Source organism: Bacillus nitroreducens (assembly GCF_964021195.1).
Genome location: NZ_CAXHYI020000003.1, coordinates 1,898,222 through 1,918,515 on the forward strand (window position 1 = coordinate 1,898,222; position 20,294 = coordinate 1,918,515).

At 36.2% G+C, this 20,294-nt stretch carries 18 protein-coding genes; 13 read left to right on the plus strand and 5 right to left on the minus strand.

Annotated features, from left to right (window positions below; genetic code table 11):
• Window positions 1–82: 82 nt before the first annotated feature.
• Window positions 83–1,099 carry a DUF1646 family protein gene (locus tag ACWPVE_RS12985; RefSeq protein WP_453993967.1) on the minus strand — a complete coding sequence of 339 codons (1,017 nt, stop codon included), beginning with the start codon at window positions 1,097–1,099 and terminating at the stop codon, window positions 83–85.
• A gap of 190 nt (window positions 1,100–1,289) precedes the next feature.
• On the opposite strand from ACWPVE_RS12985, the gene ACWPVE_RS12990 reads away from it, so the two are divergent.
• The 6 genes from ACWPVE_RS12990 (at window position 1,290) to ACWPVE_RS13015 (ending at window position 8,046) form a co-directional block, all read left to right on the plus strand.
• The gene (locus tag ACWPVE_RS12990) at window positions 1,290–1,790 is read left to right on the plus strand and encodes an RNA polymerase sigma factor (protein ID WP_453993969.1); all 501 of its coding nucleotides are present in this window, start codon (window positions 1,290–1,292) and stop codon (window positions 1,788–1,790) included.
• Window positions 1,777–2,349, plus strand: a complete 573-nt coding sequence (locus ACWPVE_RS12995; protein WP_453993971.1) for a hypothetical protein — start codon at window positions 1,777–1,779, stop codon at window positions 2,347–2,349. Before ACWPVE_RS12990 ends, ACWPVE_RS12995 begins: the two co-directional genes overlap by 14 nt.
• A complete protein-coding gene (locus tag ACWPVE_RS13000; RefSeq protein WP_453993973.1) occupies window positions 2,346–3,086 on the plus strand; it encodes a YfjL-like protein in 741 nt (246 codons plus the stop codon). Before ACWPVE_RS12995 ends, ACWPVE_RS13000 begins: the two co-directional genes overlap by 4 nt.
• Window positions 3,087–3,228: 142 nt before the next feature.
• A complete protein-coding gene (locus ACWPVE_RS13005) occupies window positions 3,229–3,690 on the plus strand; it encodes a MarR family winged helix-turn-helix transcriptional regulator (RefSeq protein ID WP_453993975.1) in 462 nt (153 codons plus the stop codon).
• A 1-nt stretch (window position 3,691) separates the two neighbouring features.
• Window positions 3,692–6,832, plus strand: a complete 3,141-nt coding sequence (locus tag ACWPVE_RS13010) for an efflux RND transporter permease subunit (protein ID WP_453993977.1) — start codon at window positions 3,692–3,694, stop codon at window positions 6,830–6,832.
• Between the two features lie 155 nt (window positions 6,833–6,987).
• The gene (locus ACWPVE_RS13015) at window positions 6,988–8,046 is read left to right on the plus strand and encodes a peroxiredoxin family protein (RefSeq protein ID WP_453993979.1); all 1,059 of its coding nucleotides are present in this window, start codon (window positions 6,988–6,990) and stop codon (window positions 8,044–8,046) included.
• A 574-nt stretch (window positions 8,047–8,620) separates the two neighbouring features.
• Here ACWPVE_RS13015 and ACWPVE_RS13020 read toward each other — a convergent pair.
• Entirely contained in the window at window positions 8,621–9,211 is a 591-nt protein-coding gene (locus ACWPVE_RS13020; protein ID WP_453997520.1) for a DUF1836 domain-containing protein, read from the minus strand.
• A 140-nt stretch (window positions 9,212–9,351) separates the two neighbouring features.
• On the opposite strand from ACWPVE_RS13020, the gene ACWPVE_RS13025 reads away from it, so the two are divergent.
• From ACWPVE_RS13025 to ACWPVE_RS13035, 3 genes are all read left to right on the plus strand, one after another.
• A complete protein-coding gene (locus ACWPVE_RS13025; RefSeq protein ID WP_453997522.1) occupies window positions 9,352–10,029 on the plus strand; it encodes an SGNH/GDSL hydrolase family protein in 678 nt (225 codons plus the stop codon).
• Window positions 10,030–10,168: 139 nt separating this feature from the next.
• Window positions 10,169–10,750 (plus strand): peptide deformylase, encoded by a 582-nt coding sequence (gene def, locus ACWPVE_RS13030; protein ID WP_453993981.1) that lies wholly within the window; start codon window positions 10,169–10,171, stop codon window positions 10,748–10,750.
• A 22-nt stretch (window positions 10,751–10,772) separates the two neighbouring features.
• Window positions 10,773–11,945, plus strand: a complete 1,173-nt coding sequence (locus ACWPVE_RS13035) for a MalY/PatB family protein (RefSeq protein WP_453993983.1) — start codon at window positions 10,773–10,775, stop codon at window positions 11,943–11,945.
• Window positions 11,946–11,996: 51 nt separating this feature from the next.
• Here the strand turns inward: ACWPVE_RS13035 and ACWPVE_RS13040 are convergent, their stop codons facing one another.
• Complete coding sequence (locus ACWPVE_RS13040) at window positions 11,997–12,425, minus strand: DUF4064 domain-containing protein (protein ID WP_453993985.1); 429 nt, start codon at window positions 12,423–12,425, stop codon at window positions 11,997–11,999.
• 376 nt (window positions 12,426–12,801) lie between these two features.
• Here ACWPVE_RS13040 and ACWPVE_RS13045 point away from each other — a divergent pair, with 376 nt between their 5' ends.
• The 4 genes from ACWPVE_RS13045 to ACWPVE_RS13060 all read left to right on the plus strand — a co-directional run bounded on the left by ACWPVE_RS13045 (window position 12,802) and on the right by ACWPVE_RS13060 (window position 18,499).
• The gene (locus ACWPVE_RS13045) at window positions 12,802–13,809 is read left to right on the plus strand and encodes a TAXI family TRAP transporter solute-binding subunit (RefSeq protein ID WP_453993987.1); all 1,008 of its coding nucleotides are present in this window, start codon (window positions 12,802–12,804) and stop codon (window positions 13,807–13,809) included.
• 100 nt (window positions 13,810–13,909) lie between these two features.
• Window positions 13,910–15,916, plus strand: a complete 2,007-nt coding sequence (locus tag ACWPVE_RS13050) for a TRAP transporter permease (protein ID WP_453993989.1) — start codon at window positions 13,910–13,912, stop codon at window positions 15,914–15,916.
• Window positions 15,917–16,303: 387 nt separating this feature from the next.
• The gene (locus ACWPVE_RS13055) at window positions 16,304–17,647 is read left to right on the plus strand and encodes an aspartate aminotransferase family protein (protein ID WP_453997524.1); all 1,344 of its coding nucleotides are present in this window, start codon (window positions 16,304–16,306) and stop codon (window positions 17,645–17,647) included.
• A 3-nt stretch (window positions 17,648–17,650) separates the two neighbouring features.
• Window positions 17,651–18,499: a MurR/RpiR family transcriptional regulator gene (locus ACWPVE_RS13060; RefSeq protein ID WP_453993991.1), complete on the plus strand. Its 849-nt coding sequence runs from the start codon at window positions 17,651–17,653 to the stop codon at window positions 18,497–18,499.
• Window positions 18,500–18,529: 30 nt separating this feature from the next.
• On the opposite strand, the gene ACWPVE_RS13065 is transcribed toward ACWPVE_RS13060, so the two are convergent.
• Together ACWPVE_RS13065 and ACWPVE_RS13070 are read right to left on the minus strand one after the other, a co-directional pair.
• On the minus strand, window positions 18,530–19,531 hold the full coding sequence (locus tag ACWPVE_RS13065; RefSeq protein ID WP_453993993.1) for a DUF3231 family protein: 1,002 nt from the start codon (window positions 19,529–19,531) through the stop codon (window positions 18,530–18,532).
• Between the two features lie 230 nt (window positions 19,532–19,761).
• Complete coding sequence (locus tag ACWPVE_RS13070) at window positions 19,762–20,277, minus strand: hypothetical protein (RefSeq protein WP_453993995.1); 516 nt, start codon at window positions 20,275–20,277, stop codon at window positions 19,762–19,764.
• Between the last annotated feature and the right edge of the window lie 17 nt (window positions 20,278–20,294).

Here is a 20,294-nt window from a genome sequence, read left to right on the forward strand (position 1 = left end):
AATAGACTCAAAATTGTTAAAATAAAAAGAAGCAGCCAAATTCATGGACGAATTCAACTGCTATTTAAAGTTTATTTAATTTTTATAGTAGATAAATGAAAGTGAAAAATCCAAACATAACACAAAGTCCGATTGGTACACCGAATTTTGCCCATTCCTTACTCGTAATCTCCAATTTTCCTGCCGCTATAATATTTGGAATGTTCCCAGGAATTAGCATCCCGCCACTAATCAACAATCCTAGTAAAATTGATTGGATGGTGAAATGATCCATCGATGGACTGATTTCAGCTGCAGCTAGTGTTGCATTGTCAAGGATAGCAGATATCATGTTAACCCAGTAAAGCAGCATAGGGTCTAGTCCAATGAAGTAACGATTAATTAATGGCTCAAAACCATTACCTAACAACGTTAACCCCATGACGAAGAAATAAATTTTTAAAGCTCGTACGAAAATTTCTTCATACGTTTCCGTGTTTGCTTCTTTTTCAATCGCCTTTTTATTGCGACTCGGAGGTTCAACCACTAATGCACCTAATAGCCCAAAAATAAGTAGGGAAGCAAAAATTTGTGGTCCAATGAGTCGGAGTAAAAAGAAAAACTCTTCGTTTAGCTTACTAATCGCAATGGTTGATAATGGTTCACCGATTGGCGTTAGTGCAGCTCCCATCCCAATTGAAAAACAGGCAATCACAACAAAACGAATCATGGATGTACGATCCAGCCTAAGTGAAGAAGCAATCAATACAAGAACAAGCGCAGCTATGATTGCTGTAATGATACTAGAAATTAGCCCTAGAATGATGACCACCATTCCGATAAATATCCGAAACGGGATTTTTCGACTCAAGCTAAAAATGGAATTTTGCAGTGGAGAATGAAACCATCTGAAAAGTAATCCTGCAAAAAACACAGCTAATGTAATTTTGATGGGATCAATAGTTGCCCGTACAAAAAGCTGACTACTAAATACACCACCAACAATGGCTGCAAAGAGTCCCATAAAAAAGAGGAACATTTCTAAATTATTCTCAACAAACTTGACTGAAAATGGCAATAGTAGAACAAGGACAAGAATTACTAACAATCCGATTATCATTCACAAAACCTCAACTTTTCATTATAGACTTCTCATAAGCATGTACTACATCCTTATGCACGAATATAGTCAAACTTGCTAATTGAAAGGAATTTCTTTACATGTGAAGAAAATTTTTATAAATGTTGTAACGAAAACATATCTCAAGGTACTAATTGGTTGAGCACAAAAAATAGAAAGGGGAAGGTAAATGGAACTAGAGGATCTATATGAAGAAATACAACCACGAATATATGCTTTTTTCTTAATGAAGACCTCTAGTAAAGAAGTGGCCGAGGACCTGACCCAAGAGGTTTTTTATGAAGCATTAAAAAGTCTGCATTCCTTTTCACATCAATCCACAATTCAAACCTGGTTATTTTCTATCGCTAAAAATCGGTTGTTAAAGTATTACCGCTCAAAGAAATATAAGAACCAACTAAATGAGTTACTCAAGAAAGAATCTGGCATTTCCACCACACCCGAGGAGGAAGTGTTAAAAAATGAGACAAAACAAAATCTAATTGACTATATTAATCGGTTAGATAACGTATCAAAAGAAATTGTAACCCTACGAATTTATGGGGAATTATCATTTAAGGAGATTGGAAGTTTAATTGGCAAGAGTGAAAATTTTGCAAGAGTAACGTTTCATCGGGCAAAACTCAAGCTTCATAAAGAAATGGAGGGATATCAATATGGATCATCGTAAACAAGCAATCATTGAAGACTTGCTTCCTCTATATAATGAGGGCCTTCTGAGTGAGGAAACAACTACATGGCTTGAAGAACAGATACATGAAAATGAGGATCTACAAAAATTAGTGAACCAAACAGCTACTCCCCTTTTGAAGGAGGAGATCGAATCACCTATCCAGCACGATAAAATGATTACCAAAATAAAACGAAGGCTTGCGCTCTATCAACTTATTTTTGTTGGTCTTTCATTCTATTTTGCTATTCAAACCTCCCTCCTTAATGACAGTTTTGGTTTTACTTTGTGGTACGCAGTACTTGGGTTACTCACATACCTATTTTACAATGATATGAAAATTGTTTTCTATGTTTCGTTTATTCCCATTTTTATGTGGTCAATCGGTGGGAATATGAGTGATTATGCACATGGGAAAATTGACAGTTCTTTTGTGCCTTTTTTATTACAATCGGTAATGGGTTCTATTTTGGTAAGTATGATTCATTATATATTTGCATTCATAGGTAGCTTGATTGGATTTTTCTATATGAAAATAAGGAATGGTGAGGAGAAATGAAAAAGAGAAAAATAATCTATCGTTTCATCATCGGTTTGCTTGTTTTGTTTGTCTTTTTCATCTATAACGAAACAAATGGGAATCCAGTAAGCAAATTTTATTCAACAAAAGTATTGGAAACATATTTAGAAGAAGCATATCCTGATCGTAATTTCCGGATAGAAGAAGGTTTCTATAATTTTAAATTCTCTACCTATGATTTCGATGTAATTGAAATAGGCCATACATCGGGTAATAATGGCCCTAACAAATATGAATTTTCAGTAAGGGGATTTATCGAGCCATATGTGTATATTGATTCCATTTATATAGAGAATTTAGATCAACCCCTTATGGAAAAATTAAGTGAAGAAGCACAAAAAGAAATAACCGAACTGCTGAAGCAACAGGTTCCGATGGTGAAAGGAATAGGAGTTTCCATAGAGGTACAAAAAGGGCATTATGATGCTTCAACTAATTGGAATAAAAACATGAAGTTAGAAAAGCCAATGAGCATGCATATTGTATTAGATTCAACCCAGTCAACAAAAGAAGATGTTTTAAATGAAACTAAACTCATTCAAGCAGTGCTAAACGAACATAACTACATGTATGAAGACGTGACAATTAACGGTAATATTATGGATGACCCGAATGTCGAATATGTAAAAGATGATACAGGCTATGTAAAGTATTACGTTACATTTAATAAGGATACAATCTTAAAACTCAAGGATATCGAAGAACTGAATCAGTAACAAAAGTTGTTTACTATCTCTCTTATTAGGGAGATATTTTTTTATTGACAATTTATTTAGTGAGGATTATATTTAATTACGTTAATAGTTAAACAGTTGAACAGTTAAGTTGGTGAATTAAATTTCCGTGAGGTGAATAGTGTTGACTAGAACAAACATAAAGGAATTAGTGGACCGATACTTGGAAGTTTCATTTTCGGTGTATACAACGGCTGAGTCACTTGTTAGAGAACAAATTGGAAGTGACCTTACAAATGAACAACATTACACACTTCGCTACATAAACAAGGTAGGTTCATGTACGTCAACCGAGCTTGCAGAAGTTTTTGAAGTGAAGAAAAGTGCGATCACCGCAATTATAAATCGTTTATTTGAAAAAGGTTTAATTGCTCGAACACGTGATGAAAATGACCGCCGTCTTGTCTATCTAGCGTTGACTGATAAAGGGAAAGAACTATTTATGAAAACAGAGGAGCGGGTTCATAAACTTGTAGAGTCGATTATCGGAGAATTTACAGAAACAGAAATCGTTCAATTTCTAACAACTTATGAAAAACTGAACGGAAAACTACAACAAATAAAAGCCAATAAGGTGGTGGGTTAACTTGAATTTTATTGTGAAACGAAAATGGTTTGTTCTGATTGCATGGGTAGTTGTTGTTGCGGGCTTGTTTATATTAGCTCCAAATATGGGAGACCTCGTTCGTGAAAAAGGTCAAATTACAGTACCTGATGAATATTCTTCCTCTATCGCTGGCCAAATATTAAGCGATGCAAAGGCCAAGGAGGGTGGAGGAGATGAAACACAGGTTGCACTTGTGTTCCACAATGAAAAGAAACTAACGGAAGATGAAATAAAAGAAGCGGAAAGAGCCATTCGACTTCTTGAGGAAAAGAGGTCTGAAATTGGGGTCACTGAAATCCTTACCCATTTTAACGAGGAAACATTAAAAGAACAACTAGTTTCTGAGGATGGAAAAGCAATACTAGCTTCTGTTTCAGTAAGTTGGAAAGACCGTGAGCCCAAAGAAGTTAGTGATGCGTTGTATCAGGCGATCGAAGAGGTAAAAGTGGATCACTATTATACAAGTGAATGGCTCATAAGTGAGGACCTTGTAACTAGCTCTCAAGAAGGATTGAAAAAGACGGAAGGGATCACTCTGGTCTTCATTCTAATCGTCCTATTATTAGTATTTAAATCATTCGTAGCTCCAATCATACCATTAGTTACAGTTGGTTTTGCTTACCTTGCATCACAATCTATCGTTTCAATGCTAGTGGATCAATTTGATTTTCCAATCTCAACGTATACACAAATTTTCTTAGTTGCGATATTGTTTGGAATTGGAACAGACTACTGTATTTTAATTTTAAGTCGTTTTAAAGAGGAGATTTCTCAGCGTGAAAGTGTAACCGAAGCGATTATTGAAACTTATAAAAATGCAGGCCGCACTGTTCTTTTTAGTGGTATTGCTGTCATGATAGGATTTGCAGCAATCGGATTTTCACAATTTATTTTATATCAATCTGCAGTGGCAGTCGCAGTAGGTGTAGCACTACTATTAGTCGCATTGTTCACGGTTGTCCCATTTTTTATGGCAGTTCTAGGGAAAAAAGTATTCTGGCCATCAAAGAAAAATATAGATCATGGAGACAGCAAGATCTGGGCAATAGCTGGGAAGTTTTCATTAGGTCGTCCACTGTTATCTCTTTTAATTGTGGCGGTGATTGTAACGCCATTTTTAGTCGTATATGATGGAGAACTCTCTTATAATTCGTTAGAGGAATTAAGTGATGATGTTAAATCGATTAAAGCGTTCAACGCAATTTCTGATAGCTTTAGACCTGGTGAATCAATGCCAACACAAATCGTAATAAAAAATGATGAGGCAATGAATTCCACGGAGTATATCGAATTAGCTGAAAAAATTAGCCAAGAAGTAGAAAAAGTAGACCTTGTCGACTCTGTACGTTCTGTTACAAGACCAACAGGTGAACCAATTGAAGATTTATTTGTTGCAAATCAAGCAAAAACGCTTGAAGAAGGTCTAGGTGAAGGTAAAGACGGACTTATTCAGATTAAAGATGGACTGAAAGAAGCAGGTAGTGAACTTGCCAAATCAGAGCCAGAACTCCAATCTGCAACCGATGGAATTGGTGAATTAATAGCAGGTACCGATCAAATGAAATCGGGTCTGACAGAAATACAAACCAACCTTTCAAAAATTGAGTCTGGTCTACGTAGTGGTACGACTGGTATTGACACGATGATTGCAGAGGTTGATAAAGCAAAAGCTGGGGCGGAAGAATTATTAAGATATTATAATACAGAGCTCATAGTAGGATATAAAAATGCTCAAACTGGGCTTGATGGTATACAAGCGGGCTATCAAGGAATAGCTGATACCCTACAACAATTATCTACAGGTGTTACAAAACTAAATGAGGGTGGCTTTGCATATTTAGAAGGATATTATACAAATGCAGCAACTGGTCAAAGTATTGCAGATGACGAGGTCTACCAAGGGATGAAACAATCCCTACAAGCAATCCCACAATTATCTGCAGGTATCCAAGAATTAAATGGTCACCTAGCTAAAGTGAACACTGGATTAGTTCAAGCAAATGCAGGATTTGAGCAATTATTACAAGAGCAAGCAGCTTTACCAGCTGGTCTTGAGCAACTTATTGCTGGATTAGAAGAGTTGAAAAGTGGTCTAGTAGAAGCGGCAAATGGTCAAGGCCGTATCATTAAAGAAGGAATGTCACCACTCACAAATGGATTAACAGAAATGAACAATGGTCAAAAGCAGTTATTGGATGGCTTTGGAGGTCTAGGCGGTCAATTATCACAATTAACTGATGGACTTACTCAAAGTGCTGACGGTCTTGAACAAGTATCTGATGGTCTAGGTTCAGCCCAAGGTTATTTAGAGAATCTATCAAACTCTGAGCAATTAAATGCTTTTTACATGCCAGAAGAGGTTCTTAAAAGTGAAGACTTTGCACAAGTTCTTGACGTTTATATGTCAGAAGATCGAAAAGTCATGACCATAGATGTTATATTTGAAGCCAATCCATATTCAAATGAAGCAATGGCACAAATTGGTGAACTGGAAGAAGCTGTGGCAAGAGCAACGAAGGACACTAAATTAGAAAATGCAGATGTTGCCCTCGGTGGAATCACAAGTACCAATACCGATCTAAGCAAAATGTCTGAACAAGACTACTCACGTACAATCGTGTTAATGTTTATCGGAATTGCGTTGATCTTAATTTTCTTATTCCGTTCTCTTATTATGCCTATCTATATTATTGGTTCATTGATTTTAACCTATTATACGTCAATGGCCATTAACGAAGTCATCTTTGTTAATATTCTAGGCTACAGTGGAATTAGTTGGGCAGTTCCGTTCTTTGGTTTTGTTATTTTAGTGGCCCTTGGTGTTGACTATAGTATTTTCTTGATGGATCGCTTTAATGAATATCGTGATATCCCAGTAGCAGAAGCCATGCTTTTAGCGATGAAAAAGATGGGAACGGTGATTATTTCGGCAGCCATCATACTTGGAGGTACATTTGCAGCTATGATGCCATCTGGAATGCTATCCTTGCTCCAAATTGCATCTATCACACTTGTTGGGCTTATGCTCTACGCATTTGTGATCCTGCCATTATTAATCCCAGTTATGGTTAAAAACTTCGGAATCGCCAACTGGTGGCCGTTTAAACGACCAACAAATTAAGAAAAATGAGGCCTCCTTTTAGGGAAGCCTCATTTTTTATTGTGTCATAGACTAACGTCATCCAATTAAAAAATCGACCATAGGAGCGAACTTCGCAAGTCTTGCCCACACAATAAGAGTATAATAGTTGTACTAACTTACTGTGGAGGTTTAGTATGCATTTTATACAAATTGGTTCACTAGCGATTCTAACGAAATGGGTCATCCTTGGGATTGGAATAATCGTAGGCATCCTTTTCGCACGAGCCTGGTTAGTAAAGAACGAATCAAAAGAAGAAACGAAATCGATTCTTAATTTGCTTTCCAATGGAACATTCATTGGTTTTCTAGCGTGGAAAGGAAGTTTGTTACTGCTAGAACCTAAACTCGTCTTAAAGAGTCCAATGTCGTTACTATATTTCACAGGTGGCACTAAAGGATTAATCATTGCATTACTAATGCAGCTTCTTTATTTTTTATATCATGTAAAAAAAGGGACTTCTAACCCCTTACTTATTTTTCGGTCAATACTCATTGTGATTTTCACAACCTTGATGACCTATGATTTGTATACCTTGTTTTGGATAAAAGAACAGTCACTGTTTCATTTTATAAAATTAATGTGTGCATTCTTTCTTTTATTGTTGACATTCTATTATAAGGGACAACATAAACAGGAAGTGCTTCAAATGATACGAAAAGCAGCGTTAATCGTTGGGATATCAAGTCTTGTCGTGTGGACCATCAATAGTAACATTTCATTTGCCATACAACCCAAAATAGAAAAAACAGAAAGATTAGAAGTGGGGATTTACGAAGGACAACTTGCACCAGAGTTTACTCTGAAAACAATAGGTGGGGAGGATATGAGTCTTTCATCCTTTAGAGGGAAAAGAATCATTCTAAACTTTTGGGCAAGTTGGTGCCCACCTTGTAAGGCAGAAATGCCTCATATGCAGGAATTTTATATTGAAAATAAAGAATCCAATGTCATCCTATTGTCTGTCAATTTAACAACAGCCGAGAAAAAGAGTGAGGATGTTGCAAAGTTTGTGGAAGAGTACGAGCTTACATTCCCAGTCATGCTCGATGTAAAAGGGGATATTGGGAGAATTTATCAAGCACATGCGATTCCAACGAGTTACTTAATTGATTCTAAGGGGATTGTAAAGAAAAAAATCATAGGTCCAATGGATAAAGAAATGATGAATGAGTTAATTAGTAGTGTCGAATAATGTAAGAAGAGTCGACTTAAGTTTGTCTGTTGTAAAGAAGTAGGCCAGCTTCACAAAATAAGGAAGTAAATCAAATCAGAAATGCAGAGGACTCTCCGCCCTCTGCGTTTCTATCATTAAGGACAAGTTCTTTGATACCTTACATAATAAATACTAGCATTGATTATTTATCTGGAATTTCTTATATAAGTTCCAAAACATATTTAATCCAAATCCTAGTGCAAGAGTGGAAAAGATTATAGTAACTATGGTTAACTCAGAGGTGAAGCCTAGAGACCAGAATACCAGAAATACGAATAAACAACAGATAATAAATCGGACGAATTTACACACCATCAACCCTCATTTCGATTCGTTCTTCTCGAAAATAAACTTCAACAAACCCTATATTCAGTTTAACATACACATTTTTTTAACCAGAAAGATTTTATAATTGATTAATATTTAGCCATGTTATTGTACTTTTTAAACTTAAAAAATTTCATAGTCCCTGTAATGACAATTAAAAAAAGCAAGCGGGCTAATTCGCTTGCTAAAATGTTTGTTATTTCTATTTTTCTACGTCTGAAATGGATTATTTTGAGCTATCACTTTTCTTTTTTTCATCTTGCTCACCAATCAATTCATCAACCAATGATTCGGCAGCACGACGGTAAAATTGACTCGCGGTTATCAAGGATAAAATTAAATGCACCTTTTTTAGTTGTTCATCCTCAACAGACCCCATTACTTCCGACACATCGTTCACTTTTGTATCCAAATCTTCTTTAAATTCGGTGGCATTCTTTTTATATAATGCAAGATAACACTTATAAAATGCCTCCAAATCGAACGTTTCATCGTTTATTATTCTTTGATTGAGTCCATCAAGAGTAGCCTTAATATCACTGATTGATAAACCACTCTTAAGTTGATATATCAAACTTAATAAAATCAAATGATCCTTAGAGTATTTCTTATTCTTAATCGGAATGAGTAACTTTCCTTTTGCGTAATTATTGATCATGGTTTTGGTTAGAATCTTTTCATCCTCATTTCTCTTTGTAGAACTAAATGTATGTTCAAAAAGTTGGATGACTTGATCCATATATAAATCAATTTGTGGAATATCCTCTAAAAAAATATTTTTATCAACGTCTATGTTCACTGGCAAAACCTCATTTATTTATTCATTTTTTAATAATTTTACATTATAACTACCGAAAAGTAAAACTTGACTACATGTTATCATATGTATATTATTATATGTAGTATCAATAACTACATATTGTGGTTATTGCAGTAAAAAGAATGAGTGGTGATATGATGAAAGTCGTATGTTTTGGTGATAGTCTAACAAGAGGTGTTTCTTTCGTTAAAGGTCGAATGCGCATTTTAAAAGAGAATTATCCAACACTATTACAGCAATTTGCTTCTGAACATTTTACGGTTATCAATAAAGGAGTTTTTAATGATAATTCGGATTTATTAGTGTCTCGTGTTGAGAAAGATGTGATTAACGAACATCCTGATTACGTTATTATAAATATTGGCGGAAATGATTGTAATTTTAAATGGGATGAAGTGGCTGAGCGACCAGAAGATGAGCATCAACCGGTTGTACCACTTGACCGTTACCTAGATAATATTAAACAGTTAATCGCTAGAATTCGAGAAACGGGTAGTACACCTATTTTAATGACACTGCCACCACTTGACCCTGTTCGATATTATAAGTTACTTGCGAATACGTATGGAAGTTCAATTAGTCATTGGATTAGTCTCCAAGGAGGTATTGAACATTGGCACGGGTTGTATAATCGAGGATTAAATCTTCTCGCTGAACAATTAAATGTTGATAAAATCGATGTTCGATCAGCTATGAACCACAGTAGAAACCTAAATGAATTAATAAGTGACGATGGTATCCACTTAACTGGGGAAGGCTATAAAACAATGAGTAGTGAAATCTTTTCAACCTTTAAAAAATATAAAGCAATTTAAAGCCTCCATGATTGGTGGCTTTTTTTTGTTCGGGTTAACATACAACAAGTGTAATGTGGAAGACTGTATATGAATGGACAAGAGTAGCTGGGAAAGTTAAGATTAAAACATGAAATAGAGAAAAGGTAGATGAACAAAAATGAAATATTTTAAATCAGATTACATCATTACGATGAAGGATATTGTTCGTGAAGGACACCCAATCTTAACAGAAAAAACGAAAGAGGTTTCCATTCCACTTTCGAATGAGGATAAGGAATCACTTCTCAGCATGATGAAGTATATTAAAAATAGTCAGGACCCAGACCTTTCGAAAAAGTATCAGTTACGACCTGGGGTTGGTTTATCAGCAAACCAGGTGGGTCTAAATAAACGAATGTTTGTTGCTTATTTTACTGATTTGGATGAGAAAGTACATGAATATTATATGGTGAATCCAAAAATTATTAGTCATTCCGTTTCCATGACTTATTTGCCAGAAGGAGAAGGGTGTCTATCGGTTGACCGTCCTGTAGAAGGCTACGTTCCAAGATATGAAAAGATTAAAGTGAAAGCATTTGACCTTAATGGACAAGAAGTTATCGTTCGGTTAAAAGGGTATGCATCAATTGTCATTCAACATGAAATAGACCACCTTAATGGTATTATGTTTTACGATCACATTAATAAAGAAAACCCATTTAAGCTACCAGATCATGTTTCAATAAAAAGTCTTTATTAACCTAACCATTGGAGGAGATGGTATGAAGTATAATTTCGATGAGTCGATTGATCGACGACAGACGAATTCTGTTAAGTGGGACGAGGTTGAAAATATATTTGGGGATAAAGATCTTCTTCCGATGTGGGTAGCAGACATGGATTTTAAATCCCCGCAGCCTGTCATTACGGCCTTGCAAAAAAGAGTTGAGCATGGAATATATGGGTATACGACGCGGTCTGATGCCTACTATGAAGCAATCATCGGTTGGATGAAGCGTCGCCACAATTGGAAAGTTGAAAAGGATTGGATTTGTTTTTCACCAGGTGTTGTCCCAGCCTTACATATGATTGTTAAAACCTTTACAAGCCCTGGTGATAAAATCTTGATTCAACCACCTGTTTATTATCCATTTGCGAGTGTAATTGAAAAAAATGGTCGAGAAATTGTAAATAATCCTTTGCGTTTTGAAAATGGTCGATACTACATGGATTTTGAGGACCTTGAGAACAAAATCGACCCAAGCGTAAAAATGATCATCCTTTCAAGTCCGCATAATCCGGTCGGACGTATTTGGACAAGAGATGAGCTGACAAGGCTAGGTGACATTTGTTTGAAACACAATATTCTTGTTGTTTCAGATGAAATTCATTTTGACTTAGTTTATAAAGGTAATGTACATACACCATTTGCGGCGATATCTGAAAAATTTGCAGATGCATCGATTACATGTACGGCACCAAGTAAAACATTTAACCTTGCTGGATTACAGACATCAAATATGATTATTCCGAACAAAGAGATTCGTGATCAATTTAAACAAGCAGTGGAGAATTCTTTCATCAGCCTAACAAATACTTTTGGGGTAACCGCTCTTATTGCTGCTTATGAAGAAGGTGACGAGTGGCTCGATCAGCTTATGGATTATTTGAAAGGAAATCTTGATTTTCTTAAGAGGTATATCAAGTCTACAATACCTGAAGTTAAGGTGATTGAACCTGATGCAACATATCTCGTGTGGTTGGATTGTCGAGAGCTTGGCCTTGATGCAAAAGAACTTGAACGAGTCATCCAAAAACAAGGAAAAGTAGCTTTTGATGAAGGGTATATCTTCGGAAAAGAAGGCGAGGGTTTTACCCGAATCAATATTGCCTGTCCAAGAGCTTTATTGGAGGAGGGCTTAAAACGATTTAGCCAAGCACTTATAAATAGATAAAGTAAAAAGCTTGAAAGGGATATGGTGATTCATTCCCCTTCAAGCTTTTTATTAATATTCAGGATTGAAATTTTCTTTTTGCTTACGCACTAAGCAAAGGATACCTGCAATGAGGTATAGAATACTTGCGATGATAGAGACTAGGAAAGTTGCAAGTGTACTAAGTACAGCCACCACAATCAAAAGGATTCCTGCTGCTTTTGGATGTTTATTCCCTTTAAGAAGAAATAAGGAAACAATTCCTAGAATAATAGCTAAAATACTAACAATAATGAAATACCAGCCGCCAGCGGTAATCATATCCGTAATAACACCTATATCCGCACCTTCAAGAGTTGGATCTGTTGCAGCGATATTTTCCATTTCTTGTGCAAACTCTTCGTTGTCGCTTAAACCTACAAACATGAATCCTAGTACAGATAAAAATACAAAGAAACAAGCACCAATAATGGTTAATACGATTTCACCAGTACGTTTCATAACAATATATCCCCCTTTAATAATAATCCCTTTTGATTGTACTACACAATAAATAGTATGCAATCAGAATTTTTCCTAATCCTTCCCAAATGGGACTCATCTAATTTACGAAAGTAGGAAAGAAAGGTTTCAAATTATTTTAATATTTTTTTGAACCTTTCAGTACCTATTATAATGAGGGAATATGGTTGCTAAGAAATATTACAATTACATTAAATGAATATTATAAAAATTTTGCATAAAACAAACAATCTATGTTAATCTATAAATATGGGATTTTAACTGGTAATTATACCAATTTATACCATGCTAGTTTGGTAGTAAACCTCTTTTTTTGAGGGTCTACATAAAATATAAAAAAATAGGGGGAATGCAAATGCTTAAGAAGTACTCATTTCTTACTTTGCTGCTAGCATTGGTTTTACTCATTGCTGCATGTAGTAGTGATAACACGAATGGTGACGACAAGGATGAAGGTGGAGAGAATAACGGCAACTCAGGCACGATTGATCTTCTCATGGGTACGGGTAGCCAAGGAGGTACCTATTTTCCACTTGGCGCTGAAATGGCAAATGTTTGGAATAACAATATTGAAAACGTTAACGTAACATCTACAGAATCAGGTGCATCTGTAGAAAACATAGCTAAAATTTCAAATGGTGAATTTGACCTTGGAATGACAGTAAATTTACCTGCTTATGATGCGTTTAATGGAACAGGTGATTTCGAGGGTAAAAAAGTGGAAAATTTCGCTTTCATTGGACATATTTACCCTGAAGTACTACAAATTATCACACGTGAAAGTACAGGTATTGAAACTATAGCAGATTTAAAAGGTAAGAGAATTGCAATTGGACCTCCTGGAAGTGGAACGCAAGCTGCAACAAAAGCTGTTTTAGCAGCTTATGGAATCAATGACGGGGATTATGATGCTTACCAAGAAGGATTTGGTGATGCAAAGTCAAAACTACAAGACGGGACAATTGATGCATCATTCGGACTACTTGGCTTACCTGATGCAGGTATTGATGAACTTCAAGCATCTGTTGGAGATGTGAAATTCTTAGAAGTAACAGGCGATGAATTAAAAACGGTTGAAGAAACAAGTGGTTATAGTGGTTACACCATTAAGGCAGGCTCATATGAATGGCTAAAAGAGGATGCAAATGTTGTATCTGCATTTGCTGTTCTTGTGGCGAACACTGATACTGTAGATGATGACCTTGCATATCAACTTGCCAAAATCATGATTGAAAATGCAAGCGAAAATACGCATGCTCAGTCTGCCCATATGACGAAAGAGAACGCACTTAGCGGTTTAGGTGATTTACCACTTCATCCAGGTGCAGAAAAATATTACAAAGAAGCAGGAATACTAGATTAATAGCTGAAAAATAAGGGGCTTGACACTATGTGTTCTAGCCCTTTTTTTCTCAAGGCAGATTTGAAATTAAGTAAATCATTTTTTGAAGGTGGTGGATCAAATGAAATGGAGGAAGAAAAAGGAGATGAAAGATGTAAATAAGTCTAATCCACAAAAAGAAGATGTATCGACAGAGGAGATACTAGAAAAGTACGATCGAGAAAGTACATACCGGCGGAATCTTGGAAATTGGAAGTGGGTCGTACTTATATTGGCAGTAGGTCTTACTCTATTTCATCTATACACAGGCTATCGTGGCGCGTTCGAAGCACGTATCCAAGGTCCGATCCATTTGGGAACAGCTCTCGGCTTAATATTTCTCTTATATCCGATTAAAAAAGGATTGCATCGTAAACAAAAAGGGATTCCATGGTATGACGTACTCTTGGCAGTTATTTCATTAGGGGTAGGATATTATAATGTTATTTTTTATGAGGAACTTGTAACTGAACGAATTGTTTTTGGCTATACAACTCCAGACTTTATTGTTGGAACATTAGGGGTCTTACTGGTTCTTGAAGCAGCAAGAAGATGTGTAGGACTTCCGATTGTCATTGTCTCAAGTGTGGCCATCCTTTATGCATTGTACGGAAACCTAATTCCCACGAAACTATTTGCTCACCGTGGTTTTTCTTGGAATACATTAGTAACAGATTTGTATTTAACAACAAAAGGTATCTACAGTACACCAATCCAAGTGTCCTCAACCTTTATTTTTTTATTCCTATTATTTGGTGTGATGTTAATTCGTACAGGTGTTGGCCAATTTTTTAATGACATAGCATTTGCCATCACTGGCCGATTTACTGGGGGTCAAGCGAAAGCAGCCGTTGTGGCAAGTTCTTTGCAAGGAATGGTTTCAGGAAGTTCTGTTGCAAATACGGTAGGTTCAGGTTCATTTACGATTCCAATGATGAAAAAGGCGGGCTATAAGCCTGAATTTGCAGCAGCGACGGAAGCATCCGCTTCTACAGGTGGTCAAATCATGCCACCAATCATGGGGGCTGCAGCATTTATTATGGCATCCTATACCAATATTCCGTATAGCCAAATCATGGTGATCGCAATTATTCCTGCCATTCTTTATTTTCTTGGTGTATTTTTAGCGGTTCATTTTGAATCGAAGAAAATTGGCATTGTTGGGCTTCCAAAGGAAGCTCTGCCAAGAGCGAAAGAGTTAATGCTTCAACGTGGCTACCTGCTACTGCCTCTAATTGTTATATTTTACACATTACTAACTGGGAAGACGCCAATGCGTGCTGCGTTGATTGCGATTCTCGTTTCCTTTTTAGTAAGTCTCGTACGAAAAGATACGAGAATGTCTCTAAAAAGCATTATTGAAACACTAGAAGAAGGTGCAAGGGTTGCGTTACCAGTGATTGCTGCCTGTGCGTCTGCTGGAATTATTGTAGGGGTTGTCGTTCAAACAGGACTAGGTGGACGTATTGCTGATGGTATTATAGCATTAGGAAGCGGTAACTTAATCCTTACTCTATTCTTTACCATGATTGCCTGCTTAATATTAGGCATGGGATTACCAACAACAGCAAACTACGTTGTTACAGCTACTATGGCTGCTCCAGCATTAATTTTGGGATTGGATGTTCCAATACTAGCCGCCCATATGTTTGTTTTTTATTTTGGTATAGTTGCGGATATCACACCTCCAGTCTGTCTTGCCGCCTATGCCGGGGCAGGATTAGCAAGGGCAAATCCATTTATGACAGGTGTCACAGCAACAAAGCTAGCTGCTGCTGCTTATATCATACCGTATATTTTTGTAATCAATCCGCAAATGCTTTTAATTGATTATGAAGTAGTTTTCTTAACTATTTCCATTATAACTGCCATTATCGGGATGATTGGCATTAGTACAGCGATGGTTGGCTTCTTCATTCGAAGAGCATTTATTTGGGAGCGAATCATATTATTTGCAGCAGGTCTATGCCTTATTTCTCCTAGCATTTATTTCGGAGTTGCAGGTGTGATTGCAATATTAGCCATCTTATATATTCAATCTCGTCGCCCAAAAGAACAAATTCAAGCGCCGACGATGTCAATGAATTGACTAAAAAACCACTCTTTATGAAAAGAGTGGTTTTTTATGGTCCGGGAAATTTTACTATTTATCGATATGGAAAACTTTTAATGGGTGTATTCAAGTCAGCTTTAGCGCCTAACCCCTCGAGGTCATTAGCCAATCTGTCAAGAAGGATAAAGTAGATCCTTCTCACCAGCTTTTCTTATGCTTGTCTTGGCTGTTCAAGGCGTTTACGCTTTATTCTGGGATTAAGTAAAATATTAGAAAATTATAAAATTGACTATTTACATTTAGGGTTGTCCTAATTTAAAATGAAATAAATGTTTCATTTATTGATGATAAGAAAAGAAAATTTCAAAGGAGTGTTTAATAGTGGAAATAACTCATCCTACTCATGAGTATTCTTCTGGAAGAATGGATGAATCTAGGAATCTGTTTTCGCAATCGACGCACGTTATTCCTGGAGGGGTAACAGCGAACATAAAATATTTTCATCCTCATCCGATTTTTATGGAGAAAGGAAAAGGGAGTCGCTTAGTTGATGTTGATGGAAATGAATATATCGATTATTTATTATGCTATGGAGCATTGCTTCTAGGGCATGGTCATCCAGAAATCGAATCGGCAGTTAACCGTCAATTTGCTGTATCTGGTACACATGTATTTGGTTCCCCGCATCGATTAGAAGTAGAGATGGCAAATAAGCTAATTTCCTATTTTCCAGGTATTGATATGGTCCGTTATACAAATTCAGGTTTGGAGGCAACATTACTTGCTATTCGGGTTGCACAAGCATATACAGGAAAAACGGCGATTGCAAAATTTGAAGGACATTATCATGGAGGCTATAACGAGGTATTATTGAGTGTAAATCCTGATCCAAATGAAGCAGGAAACGAGAAGAAACCAAATTCTGTGCCAGAATCGAGAGGAATTTCAAGCCATTATGTCGAAAATACAATTATCCTTCCATTCAATGATTTAGAAGCAACCGAAAAACTTTTACGCCAACATAAAAATGAACTTGCAGCCGTAATCATTGAACCAATACAAGGGGGATTTATTCCTGCAGAAGAGAGTTTCATAGTAGGGCTTGAGAAGTTAACAAAGGAACTTGGAATCCTATTAATTTTTGATGAAGTGAAAACTGGCTTTCGATTAACATTAGGAGGAGCTCAATCCATTTATGGGATTGTGCCTGATCTTACCGCACTTGGAAAGGTATTAGGGGGTGGCTTTCCAATTGGTGCTTTGGGTGGTCGTAAAGAGATCATGGAAATTATGGATCCTTCAAAAGGAAGGGATATTTTAATAGCAGGAGGTAAAACATCTGCGAAAGAGCATGTTTTATTCCACAGTGGTACCTATAATGGCCATCCAATTGTACTAGCAGCGGGTTTGGCAACAATTAAGGTCTTAGAGGGGGCAAGTGTGTACCCTGAATTATTAGTAAAAACAAAAAATCTGCGCTCGAATCTTGAACAGCTATACAGTTCATATGGGATATCGATGCAGACTTTAGGAATGGGAAGTATCTTTAATATTGTTCATACTGACAAGTCAATCCGCAATTATCGTGATTTAACAAAAGCGGATATGAATATGCGAGAAAAAATAGACCGTGAATTATTAAAACTTGGAATTTATACGAAACCACTTAATCGCTATTCCATGTCCATTATGCACACGGATAATGATATAAAAGAAACGGTCACTAAACATGAAAGGGCAATTAGGATTGTGAAAGGACTCGATTAGAATATGCAAGAGGTGTTCCAAAAGCTTACAAACAAGTTACCAGAAATGAGTAAATCACAGCAAAAAATTGCAAAGTATGTATTGGAGAATTCAGAAGCTGTTCCTTTTTTTACGGTTGGACAGTTAGCCAAAAAGGCAAGTGTTAGTGAGGCAACAGTTGTCCGATTTGCTACATTCCTAGGATATAGTGGATATCCAGAGTGGCAAAAAGCGATGCAGGAATCTGTAAGAAGACAACTCACTACTGTGGAGCGACTCCAAATTTCAGATAATATATTTGAAAAAGAAGATAAAGCCGTTTATGACATGTTTCAGGCTGAAATAAATCGAATTCAAAAGATGGCTGACCAATTTGATTTATCAGCCTTCCATCAGGCGGTCCAAGCAATAATTGATGCAAAACGTATTTATATTGTTGCCAATCGAAGTGCCGTATCACTTGGTTCCTTTCTCGAATTTTATTTAGACTTGTTATTTGAAAATACAGAAATGATCAGGAATCCAAACGGGATTTCGGAAAAGTTATTTCGAATTAATGAAGAGGATATTGTGATTGGACTCAGTTTTGCAAGATATACAAAAAATACTATTGAAGCCATTTCTTTCGCAAAAGATAGAGGAGCAAAAATAATTACAATCACTGATAATTTGCTATCTCCATTGACACCTTATGGAGATATCTCCTTATATTCACCTAGTGAGATGCCATCTTATATTGATTCATTTGTCGCTCCTTTAAGCTTAATAAATGCTTTATTAACGGCAGTTGGAAATAAGCAGCGGATAAAAATTGAAAAACATCTGGCAGACTTAGAAGAGGTATGGGAGAGATTTCAAATTTTCCATAAATAATGACGTGCCTACAATGGCACGTCGTCCCACTTAATATTTCTGTAATTTTATTCGATCCAGATTTCCTGGTGGCTCTTGAAGCCACTTACGATTGACAAGGATATTAAAGCCTTTCGTATTGTAAATGAAAATCTCCCCAATTGTTTTGGTATAAAAAGCGACCAAATCTGCCCTCATGGCTGACCCTTGGGCATGGCTAATAAGTGTAATATCGATCCCGTTAAGAGCAAAGAAAAGTGATAGAATGAGTTTATCTGAAAAAGGAGAAACGGTCGAATCAGTTACTTCCATGGGAATAGAAATTGCTCCAATCAGATTTTCTTCTTTTAAAAGGTCATTCATAAAGGTAACTTGTTTCTCGGATATTTGTTTCCCTTCATTAATATAATCAAAGATTTCTTTGTCTTTTACGACCTGTAGGAAGCCCATGCACAGCACAATTGCGAAATAATTACGTTCGATATTAAAAAACATATCCGTGATTTCCACAACATTTAAGGGTCTTTTTTCCCCGATTAATTTTGTTAGATATGACTTTTTTTGAATATATTTATTCTCCGTAGGATAGACAATTGGTGGCGGGCGGTCATAAATACCTTTTTCGAGTGATAATTCAGTTGCTTCATTATATTGATTTAATGCATCAGTTAAGCATTTTGAAAAAAATGAACGAATATCTCCTCTAGCGGCATTAGATGTAATAAAACTAAAATTAATCATGTTCATGCGACTCATGGCATAAATAAATGTTAACGAAAATGGATCGTAAAACAATGGTGGTGCCGATAGGTTCAAATCCTCATCTGTGAACTCATCTGGAATAGGAATTTTTTCCTCAGTAAATATCCGCTTAATTTCTTTTATCTGTCCAGAATATATTTGGAATGACTCTTCTAATATAGGTTTAATTTGCTCATCTTTTAAATGATGAAGAAAGTATTTAATTAAACAAACTGTCATACTACCTTGGATAAATGTCTTCCACAAGCCACTTATTTCCGCACTAGTTAAACGAATATTATGTTTGTTCATGAGGCCGCCTCCTCAAAACGTCATATAAGGTAGTATGGTGAACTTTTCTAATTTTTATCCCATTAGACGTACAGTATGGAGCACAATTTAAGGTATGAGGATGCAAAGTAAATAATTTGAGGATAAATGCCAAAAGGTGATTACATAATGACTATGAACGCATCGTGATTTCTCGAAACGAGTAATTTGATGAAACGTCAATGGGGATGAAGCCCCCTATAAATTAAGTATCACTTTATGTTTGAAGTCTTAGGTTCAAGATTCAAGGAAGATATCAAATGATTAAATTCTTCTTTAATCTGATTCATTTCCTTATAGCCTTCATCTGATTTTTGAGGTTCACCTGTGGTAATCCCTTTAAGTTGTGTATTCATGGCTTCCATGTATTTTTCAATAGAGGCTTGTATATGCTTCCGTAACTCCTTTAAGCTGTGATTGCTGGGCTTTTCATCAAGCTCAATAAGATTATAAATGTACATTGCCTCTTCATTTGCGATTTGCATTGTTTCAATAGCAGCCTCAAGTTCATCATTCTTTTTCATTTCTTCTACAAGCATAGTTAGTTCCTGATTTAGTTGATGAAATTTTTGGGCATGGCCCAGCAGGTTGTTTAATAATTGTTGATCTTGCTGGGAAAGATTATCATCAAGGGCGTGATAAAGATCAAGCGCTGTCTGAGAATGAGTGTTACAGCCAATTAAAAAAATAAGAAGTATTAGTGGCATCATTATTTTACGTTTTCTCATACTGGCCCTCCTAAAAT

What these genes read in the sequence shown, in the direction of transcription:
- ACWPVE_RS12985 (WP_453993967.1), bottom strand. Translation starts at nt 1,099, where the DNA reads ATGATAATCGGATTGTTAGTAATTCTTGTCCTTGTTCTACTATTGCCA.
- ACWPVE_RS12990 (WP_453993969.1), top strand. Translation starts at nt 1,290, where the DNA reads ATGGAACTAGAGGATCTATATGAAGAAATACAACCACGAATATATGCT.
- ACWPVE_RS12995 (WP_453993971.1), top strand. Translation starts at nt 1,777, where the DNA reads ATGGATCATCGTAAACAAGCAATCATTGAAGACTTGCTTCCTCTATAT.
- ACWPVE_RS13000 (WP_453993973.1), top strand. Translation starts at nt 2,346, where the DNA reads ATGAAAAAGAGAAAAATAATCTATCGTTTCATCATCGGTTTGCTTGTT.
- ACWPVE_RS13015 (WP_453993979.1), top strand. Translation starts at nt 6,988, where the DNA reads ATGCATTTTATACAAATTGGTTCACTAGCGATTCTAACGAAATGGGTC.
- ACWPVE_RS13025 (WP_453997522.1), top strand. Translation starts at nt 9,352, where the DNA reads ATGAAAGTCGTATGTTTTGGTGATAGTCTAACAAGAGGTGTTTCTTTC.
- def (WP_453993981.1), top strand. Translation starts at nt 10,169, where the DNA reads ATGAAATATTTTAAATCAGATTACATCATTACGATGAAGGATATTGTT.
- ACWPVE_RS13035 (WP_453993983.1), top strand. Translation starts at nt 10,773, where the DNA reads ATGAAGTATAATTTCGATGAGTCGATTGATCGACGACAGACGAATTCT.
- ACWPVE_RS13040 (WP_453993985.1), bottom strand. Translation starts at nt 12,425, where the DNA reads ATGAAACGTACTGGTGAAATCGTATTAACCATTATTGGTGCTTGTTTC.
- ACWPVE_RS13045 (WP_453993987.1), top strand. Translation starts at nt 12,802, where the DNA reads ATGCTTAAGAAGTACTCATTTCTTACTTTGCTGCTAGCATTGGTTTTA.
- ACWPVE_RS13050 (WP_453993989.1), top strand. Translation starts at nt 13,910, where the DNA reads ATGAAATGGAGGAAGAAAAAGGAGATGAAAGATGTAAATAAGTCTAAT.
- ACWPVE_RS13055 (WP_453997524.1), top strand. Translation starts at nt 16,304, where the DNA reads ATGGATGAATCTAGGAATCTGTTTTCGCAATCGACGCACGTTATTCCT.
- ACWPVE_RS13060 (WP_453993991.1), top strand. Translation starts at nt 17,651, where the DNA reads ATGCAAGAGGTGTTCCAAAAGCTTACAAACAAGTTACCAGAAATGAGT.
- ACWPVE_RS13065 (WP_453993993.1), bottom strand. Translation starts at nt 19,531, where the DNA reads ATGAACAAACATAATATTCGTTTAACTAGTGCGGAAATAAGTGGCTTG.
- ACWPVE_RS13070 (WP_453993995.1), bottom strand. Translation starts at nt 20,277, where the DNA reads ATGAGAAAACGTAAAATAATGATGCCACTAATACTTCTTATTTTTTTA.